This window comes from Kitasatospora sp. NBC_00070, assembly GCF_045041205.1.
GTDB lineage: Bacteria > Actinomycetota > Actinomycetes > Streptomycetales > Streptomycetaceae > Kitasatospora.
This window is the reverse complement of the sequence record NZ_CP108247.1, coordinates 4,220,247-4,235,650: the sequence shown is the minus strand read 5'-3', so window position 1 is coordinate 4,235,650 and position 15,404 is coordinate 4,220,247. Positions and strand designations below refer to the sequence as shown.

The 15,404-nt window shown below is 71.3% G+C and carries 15 protein-coding genes and 1 riboswitch; of the genes, 5 read left to right on the top strand and 10 right to left on the bottom strand.

Annotated elements, in window-relative coordinates:
• Window positions 1–255, bottom strand: coding sequence for a hypothetical protein (locus OHV05_RS19650; RefSeq protein WP_405018837.1), 255 nt, complete (start codon window positions 253–255; stop codon window positions 1–3).
• Between the two features lie 103 nt (window positions 256–358).
• On the opposite strand from OHV05_RS19650, the gene OHV05_RS19645 reads away from it, so the two are divergent.
• Window positions 359–1,996, top strand: coding sequence for a DNA repair helicase XPB (locus OHV05_RS19645; protein WP_403037123.1), 1,638 nt, complete (start codon window positions 359–361; stop codon window positions 1,994–1,996).
• A gap of 216 nt (window positions 1,997–2,212) precedes the next feature.
• Window positions 2,213–4,318 (top strand): HelD family protein, encoded by a 2,106-nt coding sequence (locus tag OHV05_RS19640; RefSeq protein WP_405018836.1) that lies wholly within the window; start codon window positions 2,213–2,215, stop codon window positions 4,316–4,318.
• Between the two features lie 204 nt (window positions 4,319–4,522).
• Here OHV05_RS19640 and OHV05_RS19635 read toward each other — a convergent pair whose 3' ends face one another.
• The 3 genes from OHV05_RS19635 to OHV05_RS19625 are packed head-to-tail and all read right to left on the bottom strand — an operon-like array spanning window position 4,523 to window position 6,518.
• A complete protein-coding gene (locus OHV05_RS19635; RefSeq protein WP_405021497.1) occupies window positions 4,523–4,903 on the bottom strand; it encodes a hypothetical protein in 381 nt (126 codons plus the stop codon).
• A gap of 26 nt (window positions 4,904–4,929) precedes the next feature.
• Window positions 4,930–5,799 carry an IS5 family transposase gene (locus OHV05_RS19630; RefSeq protein WP_405018835.1) on the bottom strand — a complete coding sequence of 290 codons (870 nt, stop codon included), beginning with the start codon at window positions 5,797–5,799 and terminating at the stop codon, window positions 4,930–4,932.
• Between the two features lie 44 nt (window positions 5,800–5,843).
• Entirely contained in the window at window positions 5,844–6,518 is a 675-nt protein-coding gene (locus OHV05_RS19625; protein ID WP_405018834.1) for a copper homeostasis protein CutC, read from the bottom strand.
• 170 nt (window positions 6,519–6,688) lie between these two features.
• Here OHV05_RS19625 and OHV05_RS19620 point away from each other — a divergent pair, with 170 nt between their 5' ends.
• On the top strand, window positions 6,689–7,327 hold the full coding sequence (locus OHV05_RS19620; RefSeq protein ID WP_405018833.1) for a hypothetical protein: 639 nt from the start codon (window positions 6,689–6,691) through the stop codon (window positions 7,325–7,327).
• Here the strand turns inward: OHV05_RS19620 and OHV05_RS19615 are convergent.
• From OHV05_RS19615 to thrC, 6 genes are all read right to left on the bottom strand, one after another.
• Window positions 7,308–7,589 (bottom strand): DUF4031 domain-containing protein, encoded by a 282-nt coding sequence (locus OHV05_RS19615; protein WP_403037112.1) that lies wholly within the window; start codon window positions 7,587–7,589, stop codon window positions 7,308–7,310. The genes OHV05_RS19620 and OHV05_RS19615 overlap by 20 nt on opposite strands.
• The gene (locus tag OHV05_RS19610) at window positions 7,586–7,939 is read right to left on the bottom strand and encodes a hypothetical protein (protein WP_403037109.1); all 354 of its coding nucleotides are present in this window, start codon (window positions 7,937–7,939) and stop codon (window positions 7,586–7,588) included. Before OHV05_RS19610 ends, OHV05_RS19615 begins: the two co-directional genes overlap by 4 nt.
• A gap of 123 nt (window positions 7,940–8,062) precedes the next feature.
• Window positions 8,063–9,685 (bottom strand): chaperonin GroEL, encoded by a 1,623-nt coding sequence (groL, locus tag OHV05_RS19605; RefSeq protein WP_403037106.1) that lies wholly within the window; start codon window positions 9,683–9,685, stop codon window positions 8,063–8,065.
• 325 nt (window positions 9,686–10,010) lie between these two features.
• Window positions 10,011–10,214 carry a cold-shock protein gene (locus tag OHV05_RS19600; protein ID WP_030289665.1) on the bottom strand — a complete coding sequence of 68 codons (204 nt, stop codon included), beginning with the start codon at window positions 10,212–10,214 and terminating at the stop codon, window positions 10,011–10,013.
• Between the two features lie 580 nt (window positions 10,215–10,794).
• On the bottom strand, window positions 10,795–11,073 hold the full coding sequence (locus OHV05_RS19595; RefSeq protein WP_403037104.1) for a ubiquitin-like small modifier protein 1: 279 nt from the start codon (window positions 11,071–11,073) through the stop codon (window positions 10,795–10,797).
• 32 nt (window positions 11,074–11,105) lie between these two features.
• Window positions 11,106–12,386, bottom strand: a complete 1,281-nt coding sequence (gene thrC, locus OHV05_RS19590) for a threonine synthase (protein ID WP_405018832.1) — start codon at window positions 12,384–12,386, stop codon at window positions 11,106–11,108.
• A 17-nt stretch (window positions 12,387–12,403) separates the two neighbouring features.
• Window positions 12,404–12,542, bottom strand: a riboswitch (SAM riboswitch).
• Between the two features lie 204 nt (window positions 12,543–12,746).
• On the opposite strand from thrC, the gene OHV05_RS19585 reads away from it, so the two are divergent.
• Window positions 12,747–13,784: a glucosyl-3-phosphoglycerate synthase gene (locus OHV05_RS19585; protein WP_405021496.1), complete on the top strand. Its 1,038-nt coding sequence runs from the start codon at window positions 12,747–12,749 to the stop codon at window positions 13,782–13,784.
• A gap of 143 nt (window positions 13,785–13,927) precedes the next feature.
• Complete coding sequence (locus OHV05_RS19580) at window positions 13,928–15,400, top strand: trehalose-6-phosphate synthase (RefSeq protein WP_405018831.1); 1,473 nt, start codon at window positions 13,928–13,930, stop codon at window positions 15,398–15,400.
• The last annotated feature ends 4 nt before the right edge of the window (window positions 15,401–15,404 follow it).

Genomic DNA, 15,404 nt, shown 5'->3' with positions numbered 1-15,404 from the left:
CTACTTCGCCTGCTGCTGCTTGGCGGCCTGCTCGGCCTGCTGCTGCTTGGCCTGCTCCATCAGCACCTCCGGGTCCGGCGGCGTCGGGTCGACCCCGCTGATCAGCTCGGTGGCGGTGAAGGCCACCGTGCCGAACAGGCCACCCGCGTTCTTGATGTCGGGCATGCCGGCCGGCTTGGCCGCGTAGGCCGGCGCGGCGGCGGCGGCCAGCGCGGCACCGGAGAGGACGACGGCGGCGAGTACGCGATTGGGCATCTTCATGCCCTGCTCAACGAGCACTTCCCGACCAGGTCACCCATAACCACCCGAGTGCGGGACACTGGAAAGTCTGCGACCTGACAACCGGAGGACTCCCCGCGTGAACGACGGACCGCTGATCGTCCAGAGCGACAAGACCCTGCTGCTGGAGATCGACCACCCCAAGGCAGCCGACTGCCGCCGTGCGATCGCGCCGTTCGCGGAGCTGGAGCGGGCGCCCGAGCACGTCCACACCTACCGGGTCACCCCGCTCGGGCTGTGGAACGCCCGGGCGGCCGGGCACGACGCCGAGCAGGTGGTGGACGCCCTGGTGAAGTACTCGCGCTACCCGGTGCCGCACGCCCTGCTGGTCGACGTGGCCGACACCATGGGCCGGTACGGGCGGCTGCAGCTGTCCAAGCACCCGGTGCACGGGCTGGTGCTGAGCACCACCGACCGGCCGGTGCTGGAGGAGGTGCTGAAGTCGAAGAAGATCGCCCCGCTGGTGGGCGCCCGGCTCGACCCGGACACCGTGATCGTGCACCCCTCGGAGCGCGGCCAGATCAAGCAGGTGCTGCTCAAGCTGGGCTGGCCGGCCGAGGACTACGCCGGGTACGTGGACGGCGAGGCGCACCCGATCGAGCTGGAGCAGAACGGCTGGACGCTGCGCCCGTACCAGCAGCAGGCCGTCGAGGGCTTCTGGCACGGCGGCAGCGGTGTCGTGGTGCTGCCCTGTGGCGCCGGCAAGACGCTGGTCGGCGCCGCCGCGATGGCGGAGGCCAAGTCGACCACGCTGATCCTGGTCACCAACACCGTCTCGGCCCGGCAGTGGAAGCACGAGCTGGTGAAGCGGACCTCGCTGACCGAGGACGAGATCGGCGAGTACAGCGGCACCCGGAAGGAGATCCGCCCGGTCACCATCGCCACCTACCAGGTGATGACGACCAAGCGGAAGGGCAGCTACGCGCACCTGGAGCTGTTCGACGCGCGGAACTGGGGCCTGGTGGTCTACGACGAGGTGCACCTGCTGCCCGCGCCGGTGTTCAAGTTCACCGCCGACCTACAGGCCAGGCGGCGGCTCGGGCTGACCGCCACGCTGGTCCGCGAGGACGGCCGGGAGGGCGACGTCTTCTCGCTGATCGGGCCCAAGCGGTTCGACGCGCCGTGGAAGGAGATCGAGGCGCAGGGCTACATCGCGCCCGCCGACTGCTGCGAGGTCCGGGTCACCCTGACCGACTCCGAGCGGCTGACCTACGCCACCGCCGAGCCGGAGGAGCGCTACCGCTACTGCGCCACCACCGCGACCAAGCGGCGGGTGGTGGAGGCCCTGGTCAAGAAGCACGAGAAGGACCAGACCCTGATCATCGGCCAGTACATCGACCAGCTGGACGAGCTGGGCGAGGTGCTGAACGCGCCGGTGATCAAGGGCGAGACCAGCAACGCCCAGCGGGAGAAGCTGTTCGAGGCGTTCCGGACCAAGGAGATCAGCGTGCTGGTGGTCTCCAAGGTGGCCAACTTCTCCATCGACCTGCCCGAGGCGACGGTGGCCATCCAGGTCTCCGGCACCTTCGGCTCCCGGCAGGAGGAGGCCCAGCGGCTGGGCCGGGTGCTCCGCCCGAAGGCGGACGGGCACTCCGCGCACTTCTACTCGGTGGTGGCCCGGGACACCGTGGACCAGGACTTCGCCGCCCACCGGCAGCGCTTCCTGGCCGAGCAGGGCTACGCGTACCGGATCATCGACGCGGACGACGTCCTGTAGCCCCTGACGGCGTATCAGGGTGCACCGAGGGCGCGCGGACAAATGATTCGCGCCACGGGTGGGGGCAGGTCTAGGATTTCCGGTCTTGCCCCCTCCCGAAGCGTGGTGCCGTCCAGGCAGCCGTGGGAGCCCGTCCGGTCGGCAACCGGGCGGTTTCTTCACCGTGAGCTAACGACGAGACCGCCGCCCCACGCCGGGCGGCCGGGAAGGTTCGCTGTGCACTCCCCCGCCCCTGTTGACCCTCTGCTCCAGCGCGAGCGCGACCACCTCGCCGCCTCCCGGGACGCGCTGCGCGCGATGCGCGCCGACGTCGAGTCACTCGACCTGCGCGACGTGACCGGCACCTGGGTCTCCGCCGCCGTCCTGCAGAACCAGATCACCAACCGGATCGCCGCGCTCGCCGACCTGGCGCACACCCCGCTGTTCTTCGGCCGGCTGGACTACCAGCACGCGATCAGCGAGGAGCAGGCCGAAGGAACAGCGGGTGCCGCGCGAAGCGCGTCGAGCGAGGGTGGTGGTGGGCGACGGGCGGGCGGCGAGCGGTTCTACATCGGGCGGCGGCACGTGCACGACGCCACCGGCGACCCGATGGTGATCGACTGGCGGGCGCCGGTCTCCCAGCCGTTCTACCGGGCCAGCCGGACCGACCCGCTGGACGTCGACCGCCGGCGCCGGTTCGGTTACACCGGCGGCGAGTTGACCGCGTACGAGGACGAGCACCTGAGCGACCCGGCCGAGACGGAGGGCGCCTCGGCCCTGCTCGCCGCCGAGATCGAGAAGCCCCGCGTCGGCCCGATGCGGGACATCGTCGCCACCATCCAGCCCGAGCAGGACGAGATCGTCCGGGCCGAGATCGGCGGCACCGTCTGCGTCCAGGGTGCCCCCGGCACCGGCAAGACCGCGGTCGGCCTGCACCGGGTCGCGTACCTGCTGTACGCGCACCGCGACCGGCTCGCCAAGTCCGGCACCCTGGTGGTCGGGCCGAACCGGTCCTTCCTGCACTACATCGAGCAAGTCCTGCCCGCCCTGGGCGAGTTGGACGTCGCCCAGGCGACCGTGCAGGAGCTGGTCAAGCACGTCGAGATCCGCGCCGAGGACCCGTCCGAGGCCGCCCGGCTGAAGGGCGACGCCCGGATGGCCGAGGTGCTGCGCCGTGCCGTCCGGTCCGGCATCAGCCTGCCGACCGAGCCGCTGGTGGTGGTCCGCGGCTCCCGCCGCTGGCGCCTGCCGGTGTACGAACTCACCGAGATCATCGAGGAGTTGCGCAGCCGGGAGATCCGCTACGGCGCGGCCGGCGAGGCGCTGCCGCAGCGGCTGGCGCACGCGGTCCTGCTGAAGATGGAGCAGGGCGGCGAGGCTCCCGACGACCGGGTGCAGGACGCGGTGGCCCGCAACCCGCAGGTCAAGGCCCTGGTCAAGCAGTGCTGGCCGCCGGTGGACCCGGCCAAGCTGGTGCACCGGCTGCTCACCGACGCCGAGTTCCTGGCGAGTTGCGCGGACGGCATCCTGACCGAGGACGAGCAGGCCACCATCCGCTGGGCCAGGCCCGGACGTTCGGCGAAGACCGCGCCGTGGACCGCCGCCGACGCCGTCCTGGTCGACGAGACCGCCGACCTGGTGCAGCGCACCGCCTCGCTCGGCCACGTCGTACTGGACGAGGCGCAGGACCTCTCGCCGATGCAGTACCGGGCCGTCGGCCGCCGGTGCAGCACCGGCTCGGCCACCGTGCTCGGCGACCTCGCCCAGGGCACCACCCCCTGGGCGACCGGCAGTTGGGCCGAGGCCCTGCACCACCTCGGCAAGCCGACCGCCCACGTCGAGGAGCTCACCAAGGGCTTCCGGGTACCCGAGGAGGTGATCGCGTACGCCTCCCGGCTGCTGCCCGCGATCGCCCCCGGCCTGGCGCCGGCCACTTCGGTCCGCGACGCACCGGGTTCGCTGACCCTCCGTCAGGTAGAGCCGGAAGCACTGGACTCGGCGCTGGTGGCGGCCTGCCGCAGCGCATTGCAACGCGAGGGCTCGACCGGGCTGATCGCGGCGGACGCCCGGATCCCGGCCCTCTCCGCCGCCCTCACGGCAGCCGGGCTGGCCCACCTCGAACCCGGCACCGAGACCAGCGCCGACGCCCGCCTCACCCTGGTCCCCGCCTCCCTCGCCAAGGGCCTCGAGTACGACTACGTGGTCCTCGACGAACCCGCCGCAGTGGTCGCCGGCGAACCCGACCTACGGACCGGCCTGCGCCGCCTCTACGTCGCCCTGACCCGAGCGGTCTCGGGCCTGGCGGTCCTGCACGCCCAGCCCCTCCCCGAACAGCTGCGCTGAGCAGAGGCCCGGGGCCGCACTTTTGGCAGGTGCTTCGGCATCTACGGTCAGGGGCTCGGGGAACTGCGAGGAGATCTGGCGTGCGGGTCACGGCGAAAGTGCCCGACCACCTGCGCAGCGATCACCTTGAACGAGGCCGGCGCCGCAGTTCCCCGAGCCCCTGACCGTAATCGGTTGAGCACCTGCAAAGGTCTAGGCCGTGTTTTAGAAGGCGTCGAAGGTGTGTCTGGTTGGTTGTCCGGGGGAGCTTCGGGTGGCCAGCCAGAGGATGAGGTCGCGCGCGGTCGTGTGGATGCTGGTCTCGGTGACGATGTGGTGTTCGTGTCGGCTCGCGTCGCGGCGGACGATCTCGTATTCGCCCTTGTCGAGGACGGCGACCGAGACGTACCAGGCCGGGTCGTCCTCGTCGGGCTGGATGACGACGAAGGTGTTGTCGGTGTCGTTGAGGTCGTCGAGCAGCATGAAGATGGCGTCTTCGGACGGGTCGTCGATGTGGTCGCCGTTCTCGCTGTCGGCGCAGTAGTGGGTAGCGGCCACCGGTTTCTCCCCTTGTGCGACACCCCGCTCCGGGCTCGCGGCCAGCATGGCACGCGAGCCCGGCACGTCGACTCTCACAGCCACTGGTTGATCGCGGCGACGAGGACGGCCGCCTCGAAGCGGACGGCGAGTTTGTCGAAGCGGGTGGCCACCGCCCGGTGCTGCTTCAGCCGGTTGATGCCGCACTCGACAGCATGGCGGGCTTTGTAGTCCTCGCGGTCGAAGCGGGGTGGACGTCCACCGCCCGCACCCCTCCGCTTGCGGTTGCGGATCTGGTCGGCCGGCTCCGCGATGGTGCACCGGATGCCGCGTCGACGCAGGTAGGCCCGGTTCGCCTTGGACGAGTACGCCTTGTCGCCGCGCACCCGAAGCGGGCGGGTGCGGGGTCGGCCCGGACCGGTTCTGGGCACACGTATCGCGTCGAGCACCGCCTCGAACTGCGGCGAGTCCCCGCGCTGGCCGGCCGTGACGAGCAGGGACAGCGGCTTCTGCCGTTGCTCGCACGCCAGGTGAATCTTGGTCGTGAATCCGCCTCGTGACCGGCCCAGCCCGTGGTCCGCGGGCTCCTTGCCCACGCCGCCCGGCGGCTCCTTCTGCGCGGCCCCGTCACGTCGGGCGCCCGCGGCGTGTTGGTGGGCCCGGCAGATCGTGGAGTCGACGTTCACCTCCCAGACGATCATCCCGGCCGCATCGCCCCGCGCCTGCAGGCCGGCAAGGAGCTGCTGCCAGACACCTTGTCGCTGCCAGCGGCGGAACAGGCCGTAGATCGTCTGCCAGGGTCCGTACTCCGGCGGAACGTCCCGCCACGGAGCTCCCGTCCGTACCCGCCACCGAATCCCGTTGACCAGCCTACGACGCGACCTCGCCGGACGACCCACCCCGGCCATCGGCAACAACGGCTCCAGCACAGCCCACTGATCATCCGACAGATCCCCACGCCCCATCCACACAGCCTGGCATCACACCAAACCACCTTCCAAAACACGGCCTAGGCGTCGATCACGGCCCGCCATTCGGCGACCTTCGCGGCGTCGACCGGGGTGTCCCAGCCGTTGGCGCGGACCGGGCCGCCGACGTGGAAGCCGTCGAAGCCGGCGGCGCGGAGGTCGGGGATGTGTTCGGCGCGGAGGCCGCCGCCGATCAGGATCTGCTGGCGGTAGCCGGGGTCGCCCGCCTTGGCGAGTTCGCCGGCCAGCACCTCCCGGCCGTCGCTCACGCCGGCCGCGGAGCCGGAGGTGAGGAAGGTGTCCAGCCCGGGCAGGTCGCCGACGGCGGCCCGGACGGCGGCCCGGTCCGCGCTGTGGTCGATCGCCCGGTGGAAGGTCCAGCGGCAGCCGGCCACCGCCTCCGCGACGGCCCGGGTCGCGGCCAGGTCCACCGCCCCCTCGGCGTCCAGGAACCCGAAGACGAACTCCTCGGCGCCCTCGGCCCGCAGCGCGGCGGCCCGCGCCTGCAGCTCGTCCAGGCTGCCGGGGGTGAAGCCGTCCCGGAGCCGGAGCATCACCCGGAGCGGGATGCTGACCGCGTCCCGGATGGCCACGAAGTCCGCGAGGGCGGGGGTGAGACCGTCGGCGGCGATGTCGGCGACCAGTTCGAGGCGGTCGGCACCGCCCGTCTGGGCAGCCCGGGCGTCCTCCGCCGTCAGCGCGATCACTTCGAACATTGGTCTAGACATATTGCTTACCCTGCCATATCCGGAGGCCCGTCGGCGAGCCCTCTGCACGGGAAACAGTTCGGCCCCGCCGAGGTGCGGGCCCGCGCTCCCCAGCATGGCCACCGCCCGGCGGGGCCGCATCCCACGCGGGTCCGGCCGCCGGACCGGCGTCGGGAAGAATGACCGCCATGACCTCCGCGCTGCTGGACCGCTGGACCGCCCTGCTGCTCCGTACCGGAGCCACCGTCGACCCCGCGCCGTACGGGCGCGACCTGCTCGCCCGGTGGGCCGAACCGCAGCGGCACTACCACCGCACCGAGCACCTGACGGCCGTCCTGGACCAGATCGACGCCCTGGCCGGACACGCCGAGGACCCGGACGCCGTCCGGCTGGCCGCCTGGTTCCACGACGCCGTGTACAAGCCCGACCGCTCCGAGAACGAGGAGCGCAGTGCCCAGCTCGCGATCCGCGCCCTGCGCGAGGCCGGGCTGGCCGAGGCGCTGGTGGAGGAGGTCGCCCGGCTGGTCCGGCTCACCGTCGGCCACCACCCCGCCCCCGGCGACCGGAACGGCGAGGTGCTCTGCGACGCCGACCTGGCCGTGCTCGGCGGCACCCCCGGGCAGTACGCCGACTACGCGGCCGCCGTCCGCACCGAGTACGGCTTCGTCCCCGAGGACGCCTTCCGGACCGGGCGGGCCGAGATCCTGCGGCAGCTGCTCGCGCTGCCCGCGCTCTACCGGACGGACCACGCCCGGGAGCGGTTCGACGCCGCCGCCCGCCGCAACCTGGCGGCCGAGCTCATGCTCCTGGAGCGCTGACCGGGCGACCGGCCTTCCGCCGCCGCAGCCCGGCGGCGGTCAGCCGGGCCACCAGCTCCTTGCTGCCGACCGGCTGCGCGCCGAGCCCCACCGCCTGGTCGTACCAGGCGGCCGGGATGTCGTAGTGGTCGCGCTCGAACCCGCGTGCGGGCGCGCCCAGCCGCTCCGCGAAGGCGTGCAGTTCCTCGTAGGAGACGTCGCTCACCAGGTGCGACCAGTGCTTCCCGTGCCCCGGCCAGGACGGCGGGTCGATCAGGATCACGACAGCGCACCCACCGGCGCCACCACGGCCGCCTCCTTGCCGCACACCCAGTGCGGCTCGGGCCCGAGCTCCGGCTCCACGCTCAACGCGTGCGGGTCCCCCTCGGCGGCGCACACCTCGCACAGCGGCCAGCGCCCGTACGCCTCCAGCAGCTTGTCCTGCACGTCCTGCGCGACCAGGCCGAGCACGTAGTCCGTCCCGTCCGGCCACTGCTCCAGCCACCAGCGCCGGTGCGTCACCGCGTCCTCCACCAGCGACACCACCTGCGGGTCGGCCACGTCCCGGGCGGTCAGGTCGGCGAGGATCAGCGCCCGCGCACTGTGCAGCGCGGCTTCGATGTCAGAACTCATCCGTCCATTGTCCCGCAGCCCGCCACGGAGCCGGAAACGCCGGCGGAACGCCGCAGGGCGGCCTCCCCGGTGAAGGGGAGACCGCCCTGACGGACGTTCAGAACGTTCCGATCCTCGGGAGGATCAGAAGTCCATGTCGCCACCCGGCATGCCGCCGCCCGCGGGGGCACCGGCCTTCTCGGGCTTGTCGGCGATGACGGCCTCGGTGGTGAGGAAGAGCGCCGCGATGGAGGCGGCGTTCTGCAGCGCGGAGCGCGTGACCTTGGCCGGGTCGATGATGCCCGCGGCGATGAGGTCGACGTACTCGTTGGTCGCGGCGTTCAGGCCCCAACCGGGCTGCAGGTTGCGGACCTTCTCCACGACGACGCCGCCCTCGAGGCCGGCGTTGACCGCGATCTGCTTGATCGGGGCCTCCAGCGCGACGCGGACGATGTTGGCACCGGTGGCCTCGTCGCCCTCGAGCTCCAGCTTGTCGAACGCGACCGAAGCCTGCAGCAGCGCCACGCCACCACCGGCGACGATGCCCTCCTCGACGGCGGCCTTCGCGTTGCGAACGGCGTCCTCGATGCGGTGCTTGCGCTCCTTGAGCTCGACCTCGGTCGCAGCGCCGGCCTTGATCACGGCCACGCCGCCCGCGAGCTTCGCCAGGCGCTCCTGGAGCTTCTCGCGGTCGTAGTCCGAGTCGCTGTTCTCGATCTCGGCGCGGATCTGGTTGACCCGGCCGGCGACCTGGTCGCTGTCGCCGCCACCGTCGACGATGGTGGTCTCGTCCTTGGTGATGACCACCTTGCGGGCGGTGCCCAGCAGGTCGATGCCGGCGTTCTCGAGCTTGAGGCCGACCTCCTCGGAGATCACGGTGCCACCGGTGAGGATGGCGATGTCGCCGAGCATGGCCTTGCGGCGGTCACCGAAGCCCGGGGCCTTGACGGCGACGGACTTGAAGGTGCCACGGATCTTGTTCACGACCAGGGTCGACAGGGCCTCGCCCTCGACGTCCTCGGCGATGATGACGAGCGGCTTGCCGCTCTGCATGACCTTCTCCAGCAGCGGGAGCAGGTCCTTGACCGAGCCGATCTTGGAGTTGGCGATCAGGATGTACGGGTCCTCGAAGGACGCCTCCATCCGCTCCAGGTCCGTGGCGAAGTACGCGGAGATGTAGCCCTTGTCGAAGCGCATGCCCTCGGTGAGCTCGAGCTCCAGACCGAAGGTGTTGCTCTCCTCGACGGTGATGACACCTTCCTTGCCGACCTTGTCCATCGCCTCGGCGATGAGCTCGCCGATCTGGGTGTCGGCGGCCGAGATGGAGGCCGTCGAAGCGATCTGCTCCTTGGTCTCGACATCCTTGGCCTGGGCCAGCAGCTGGTCCGAGACGGCCTTGACGGCCTTCTCGATGCCGCGCTTCAGGGCCATCGGGTTGGCGCCGGCCGCGACGTTGCGCAGACCCTCGCGCACGAGCGCCTGGGCCAGCACGGTGGCGGTGGTGGTGCCGTCGCCCGCGACGTCGTCGGTCTTCTTGGCGACCTCCTTGACGAGCTCGGCACCGATCTTCTCGTACGGGTCCTCGAGCTCGATCTCCTTGGCGATGGAGACGCCGTCGTTCGTGATCGTGGGGGCGCCCCACTTCTTCTCCAGGACGACGTTGCGGCCCTTGGGGCCGAGCGTCACCTTGACGGCGTCGGCAAGCTGGTTCATGCCACGCTCAAGGCCGCGGCGAGCTTCCTCGTCAAACGCGATGATCTTGGCCATCGGAAGTGGTCCTCCAGGACACGGTCGACTGCACCGGACCGAGGGGCGCCCGCGACGGACGGCCCTGGTGTGCGGGGGTCTTGTCCCCTACCGCTCCCGGGGGCCTCACCGACCCGGTCCGTTGTCACTCTCATGCTGCGAGTGCTAACGCCAATGATTAGCACTCTCGGGTATCGAGTGCAAGCCCAATCGTGGTAGTGACACGCAGATCGGTCATCCCGGCGGGGACGCCGACGGGCCCGTACGACGATGTCGTACGGGCCCGTCGACCAAGCAGGTGACGCCAACTCGCGGCCGAGCCGAGGTCCCCAGGGGTTCGGAAAGGTCAGACCGCCGCGCGGACCATGTCCGCCTGCGGGCCCTTCTGTCCCTGGGAGATCTCGAACTCGACCCGCTGGCCCTCCTCGAGGGTGCGGTAGCCGTCCATCTGGATCGCGCTGTAGTGGACGAACACGTCCGCACCACCGTCGACCGCGATGAAGCCGTACCCCTTCTCCGCGTTGAACCACTTGACGGTGCCCTGAGCCATTCCGAACTCCCCTTGTGCTGTGCTGGCCCTTCGCGGACCCGCAGGATGCGGGCCCAGGTCTGAACAGGCACGCCCGAGGGAACCCCCCCTGGGCGCAGCCGCGCTCGCCGCAAGCGCCCCACCGGTGCACCGCGAGGCGACCCGGCCGACGGGTGAATGCGTCGATCGCGGCTGAATGTATCCGGACAGACGCCCTCTGCAACAGGGCCAACCTTGCCGAATTCATCGGCAGTCGAATGGGATATCGCGGGAGGAAGGCGGCAGAGCGTGGCAATTCACTCCGGGCATAGCGGACTCATCACCGCAAAATGCGGCCAGATTTCTGACGCTTGCCTGACATCTTCTGTCTCACGCGGTCCGGCGGATGTCTCAACGGCCGGACGGGCCTTGCGTACGCGATCGGCTGACGGTGCGTGGGGAGGGCGGCGGTAAGAGCGGGGATACGCCGACTTCCGTCGCACTCTACTCCCTCCCGGGTGCCCGCTTTTCCACCCGACATAGGGCCGCGCCGCCGTCGGAAGCGGAAATAGGGATTCCGGTTCGGACGGCGGCGCGGCCGTATTCGGTGAAGTGCGGGAACTCAGCAGCCGCCGGCCACCGCGGGAATGATCGAGATGCCCGCGCCGTCCTTGATCTCGGTCGCCAGGCCCTCGGCGAAACGCACGTCGTCGTCGTTCACGTACACGTTCACGAAGCGGCGCAGCTTGCCCGCGTCGTCCAGCACCCGGGCGGCGATGCCGGGGTGGTTGGCGTCCAGGTCGGCGATGACGGCACCCAGGGTGTCGCCCTCGGCGGTGACCTCGGCGACGCCGCCGGTGTAGGTGCGCAGGATGGTCGGGATGCGGACGGTGGCGCTCATGCACGGACTCCTAGCGGGGAGGTGAGGGGGGATCAGGCGGAGGCGAGACCGGCGGCCCGGAACGAGTCCAGGGTCGGGCGGATGGTGGCGGTCAGGCCCGCGTCGGCGACGGCGTCCAGGGTCTTCAGACCGTCCCCGGTGTTGATCGCGACGGTCTCCTTGGACGGGTCCAGCTGACCCGTCTCGACCAGCTTCTTCAGCACCCCGATGGTCACCCCGCCGGCCGTCTCGGCGAAGATGCCCTCGGTCCTGGCCAGCAGCTTGATCGCCTCGACCACCTCGGCGTCCGTCACGTCCTCCACCGCGCCCCCGGTGCGGCGGGCGATGTCCAGCACGTACGGGCCGTCGGCCGGGTTGCCGATCGCCAGCGACTTGGCGATGGTGTTCGGCTTGACCGGGCGGATCACGTCGTGACCCGCCTTGAAGGCGGCGGAGACCGGGGAGCAGCCCTCGGCCTGGGCGCCGAAGATCCGGTACGGGCGGTCCTCGACCAGGCCGAGCTTGATCAGCTCCTGCAGGCCCTTGTCGATCTTGGTGAGCTGGGAGCCCGAGGCGATCGGGATCACCAGCTGCTCCGGCAGCCGCCAGCCGAGCTGCTCGCAGATCTCGTACGCCAGGGTCTTCGAGCCCTCGCCGTAGTACGGCCGGAGGTTGACGTTGACGAAGCCCCAGCCCTCGCCGGCCGGGTCACCGATCAGCTCCGAGCAGAACCGGTTCACGTCGTCGTAGTTGCCCTCGATCCCGACCAGCTCGCCGCCGTAGACCCCGGCCATCACGACCTTGCCCTGCTCCAGGTCGTGCGGGATGAAGACGCAGGACTTGAAACCGGCCCGGGCCGCGGCCGCGCCGACGGCGCCGGCCAGGTTGCCGGTGGAGGAGCACGACAGGGTGGTGAAGTTGAACGCGCGCGCCGCCTCGATGGCGCAGGCGACCACCCGGTCCTTGAAGGAGTGGGTCGGGTTGCCCGAGTCGTCCTTGACGTGCAGCTGGGCGGTGAAGCCGAGCTCGCGGCCCAGGTTGTCGGCCTTCACCAGCGGGGTCCAGCCCGGGTTCAGGTTCGGCTTGCCCGCCACGTCGGCCGGGACGGGCAGCAGCGGGGCGTACCGCCAGATCGAGGCCGGACCGGCCTCGATCCGCTTGCGCAGCTCCTCGGCGGAGTCGGAGCCGAAGTCGTACGCGATCTCCAGCGGGCCGAAGCACTCGACGCAGGCGAAGCTCGGGCCGAGCGGGAATCGGGTGCCACACTCGCGACAGGACAGGGCGGCAGCGGGGCCGAGGTCGACGGTCGGGGCGGCAGAAACAGCGGTAGCCATGATGGCGGAGGCCTCTCTCCTCATCTTCCCCGTGACGCGGTCGCGCCACAGGACGGAATTGGCACCTGTCCCGCCGGATGGCCACTGCTGGGCCGGCCGTGCGAGAAGGTTGCCGGGACTTCGACGGGCCGTTCCCTCAGTCCCTCTGGATGAGCTCTGTGAAGTTGTGGTCCTGCTCTCCGGCCGACCCCGACGTGCGAAGGTCTGACCGCAGTACGAAGACTGTATCCGAAGGCGCCGGGCAGGGAACCGCGCGTCCGAGTCGCGAGATGCCCCGTCCCGAGAACGCCAGTCCGACCACTCAGCCCGAGGAGAACAGACGTGTCCGACCAGCCGACCCCGGCCGACCCGCCCGAGGAGCTGCTGCCGGAAGTGGCCGACTGGCTGCACCGGCGCTCCTGGACGACGGCCGACCGGCCGCCGGCCGACCTGCTCACCGCCAAACGGGCGGCCGGCCCGGCCGGGACGGTCAGCGTGGTGCTGCCCGCCCTCGACGAGGAGTCCACGGTCGGCGAGATCGTCCGGGTGATCCGGCGCGAGCTGATGGAGCGGCTGCCGCTGGTGGACGAGATCGTGGTGGTCGACTCGGGCTCGGCCGACCGGACGGCGCAGACCGCCGCCGCGGCGGGCGCCCGGGTGGTGCACCGGGACGACGTACTGCCCCGGCTGCCGGCCGCCCCGGGCAAGGGCGAGGTGCTCTGGCGCTCGCTGCTGGTCACCTCCGGCGAGATCGTCTGCTTCATCGACGCGGACCTGCGGGAGTTCGACCCGGCCTTCGTCTCCGGCATCGTCGGGCCGCTGCTGACCGATCCGGCGATCCAGCTGGTGAAGGCGATGTACGACCGGCCGCTGGAGACCGCGGGCGCGGTGGTCCCGGCCGGGGGCGGGCGGGTCACCGAGCTGGTGGCCCGGCCGCTGCTGAACCTTCACTGGCCCCAACTGGCCGGGTTCGTCCAGCCGTTGGGCGGCGAGTACGCCGCCAGGCGGTCGCTGCTGGAGCAGCTGCCGTTCCCGACCGGGTACGGGGTCGAGCTCGGCCTGCTGGTGGACGCGCTCGACCGGGTCGGCCTGGACGCGCTGGCCCAGGTGGACGTCGGGGTCCGGCACCACCGGCACCAGGACGGCCAGGCGCTCGGCCGGATGGCGGCCACCATCTACCGCACCGCCCTGGACCGCCTGGACCGCACCCACCGCCTCAAGACCACCCCCGACCTGGTGCACCCCCTGCTCACCCAGTTCACCCGCGACCCCGCCACCCGCGAGTTCACCGCCCACACCCACCCGGTCGGCGCCCTCGAACGCCCCCCGATGCTCACCGTCCCGGAGTACCTCAGCCCGCTACGGTCCAGGGGCTCGGGGAACGGCGACGCCAGCCCTTTCAGGGTGATCCGTCCGTGAAGGGTCAGGGACTTTCGCAGTGACCCGAGCGCCAGACCTCCTCGCAGTTCCCCGAGCCCCTGGACCGTAGATGCCCGGGCGCTTGCCGAGCCAGGGGGAGTCTCGGGTGGTTTGGGTGACCCGGGGCGAGGCAGAGTTGAGGCATGGCCGATCACGCGACCGAACGTTCGAATCCGACCGGGGCCGCCCCCATCCTGGTGGCCTCCAACCGAGGGCCGGTGTCCTTCACCGCCGAGGACGACGGCTCGCTGACCCTGCGCAGAGGCGGTGGCGGCCTGGTCTCGGGCCTGTCCGCGATCGACGACCCGTCCGCCGTCTGGGTCTGCGCCGCGCTCTCCGAGGCGGACCGGACGGCGGCCCGCCGCTCCCCCGACGGCCGACTGGACCTCGGCGGGTTCGAGGTCGGCGGCCAGGCTGTCCGGATGCTGGACATCGATCCCGGCACCTTCGCCCGGGCCTACAACGGCGTGGCCAACTCCACCCTCTGGTTCGTCCACCACCTGCTGTACGAGACCCCGGTGGCGCCGGTCTTCGACGACCGGTTCCGCCGCGAGTGGGACTCCTACCGGGCGTACAACACCGCCTTCGCCGAGGCGCTGGCCGCCGAGGCGGCACCGGGTGCCGCGGTGCTGATCCAGGACTACCACCTGTCCCTCGCGCCGGACCAACTCCGACAGCTGCGGCCGGACTTGAGGATCGGTCACTTCTCGCACACCCCGTGGGCCCCGCCCGAGTACTACCGGATGCTGCCGGACGACGTGGCCGCCGACGTGCTGACCGGCATCCTCGGCGCGGACCGGGCCGCGTTCCTGACCCGCCGCTGGGCGCTGGCCTTCGCGGACTGCTGCGAGGCGGTGCTCGGCGCCACCGTGGACCGGGCCGCGCTGACCGTGACATACGCCGGCCGGACCACCCGGCTGGGCGTGCACGCGCTCGGCGCGGACGCCGACTTCCTCCGCGAGCGGTCCCACCAGCCGGACGTGGACGCCCGGTTGGCCACCCTGAAGGAGGCCGTCGGGCCGCGCAGCACGATCGTCCGGGTGGACCGGACCGAGCTGAGCAAGAACATCGTCCGCGGCCTGCTGGCCTACCGGCACCTGCTGCGCTCCCGCCCGGAGTGGCTGGACCGGGTGGTGCACATCGCGTTCGCCTACCCGTCCCGGCACGACCTGCCGGAGTACCGGGAGTACACCGCCGCGGTGCAGCGGATCGCCCAGGAGATCAACGACGAGTTCGGCACCGCGTCCTGGCAGCCGCTGATCCTGCACGTGAACGACGACTTCCCGCGCTCGCTGGCCGCCTACCGGCTGGCCGACGTGGCGCTGGTCAACCCGATCCGGGACGGGATGAACCTGGTCGCCAAGGAGGTGCCGGTGGTCTCCGACCAGGGCTGCGCCCTGGTGCTGTCCCGGGAGGCCGGCGCCTACGCCGAGCTGGCCGACGACGCCCTCACGGTGAACCCGTACGACGTGATCGAGACCGCCGACGCGCTGCACCGGGCGCTCACCATGCCGACGGCCGAACGGACCGAGCGCACCAAGCGGCTGGCCGCCGCCGCCACCGCCCTGCCGCCGCAGCAGTGGTTCCTGGACCAGCTCGCGGCGCTCCGCGAGTAGCCCG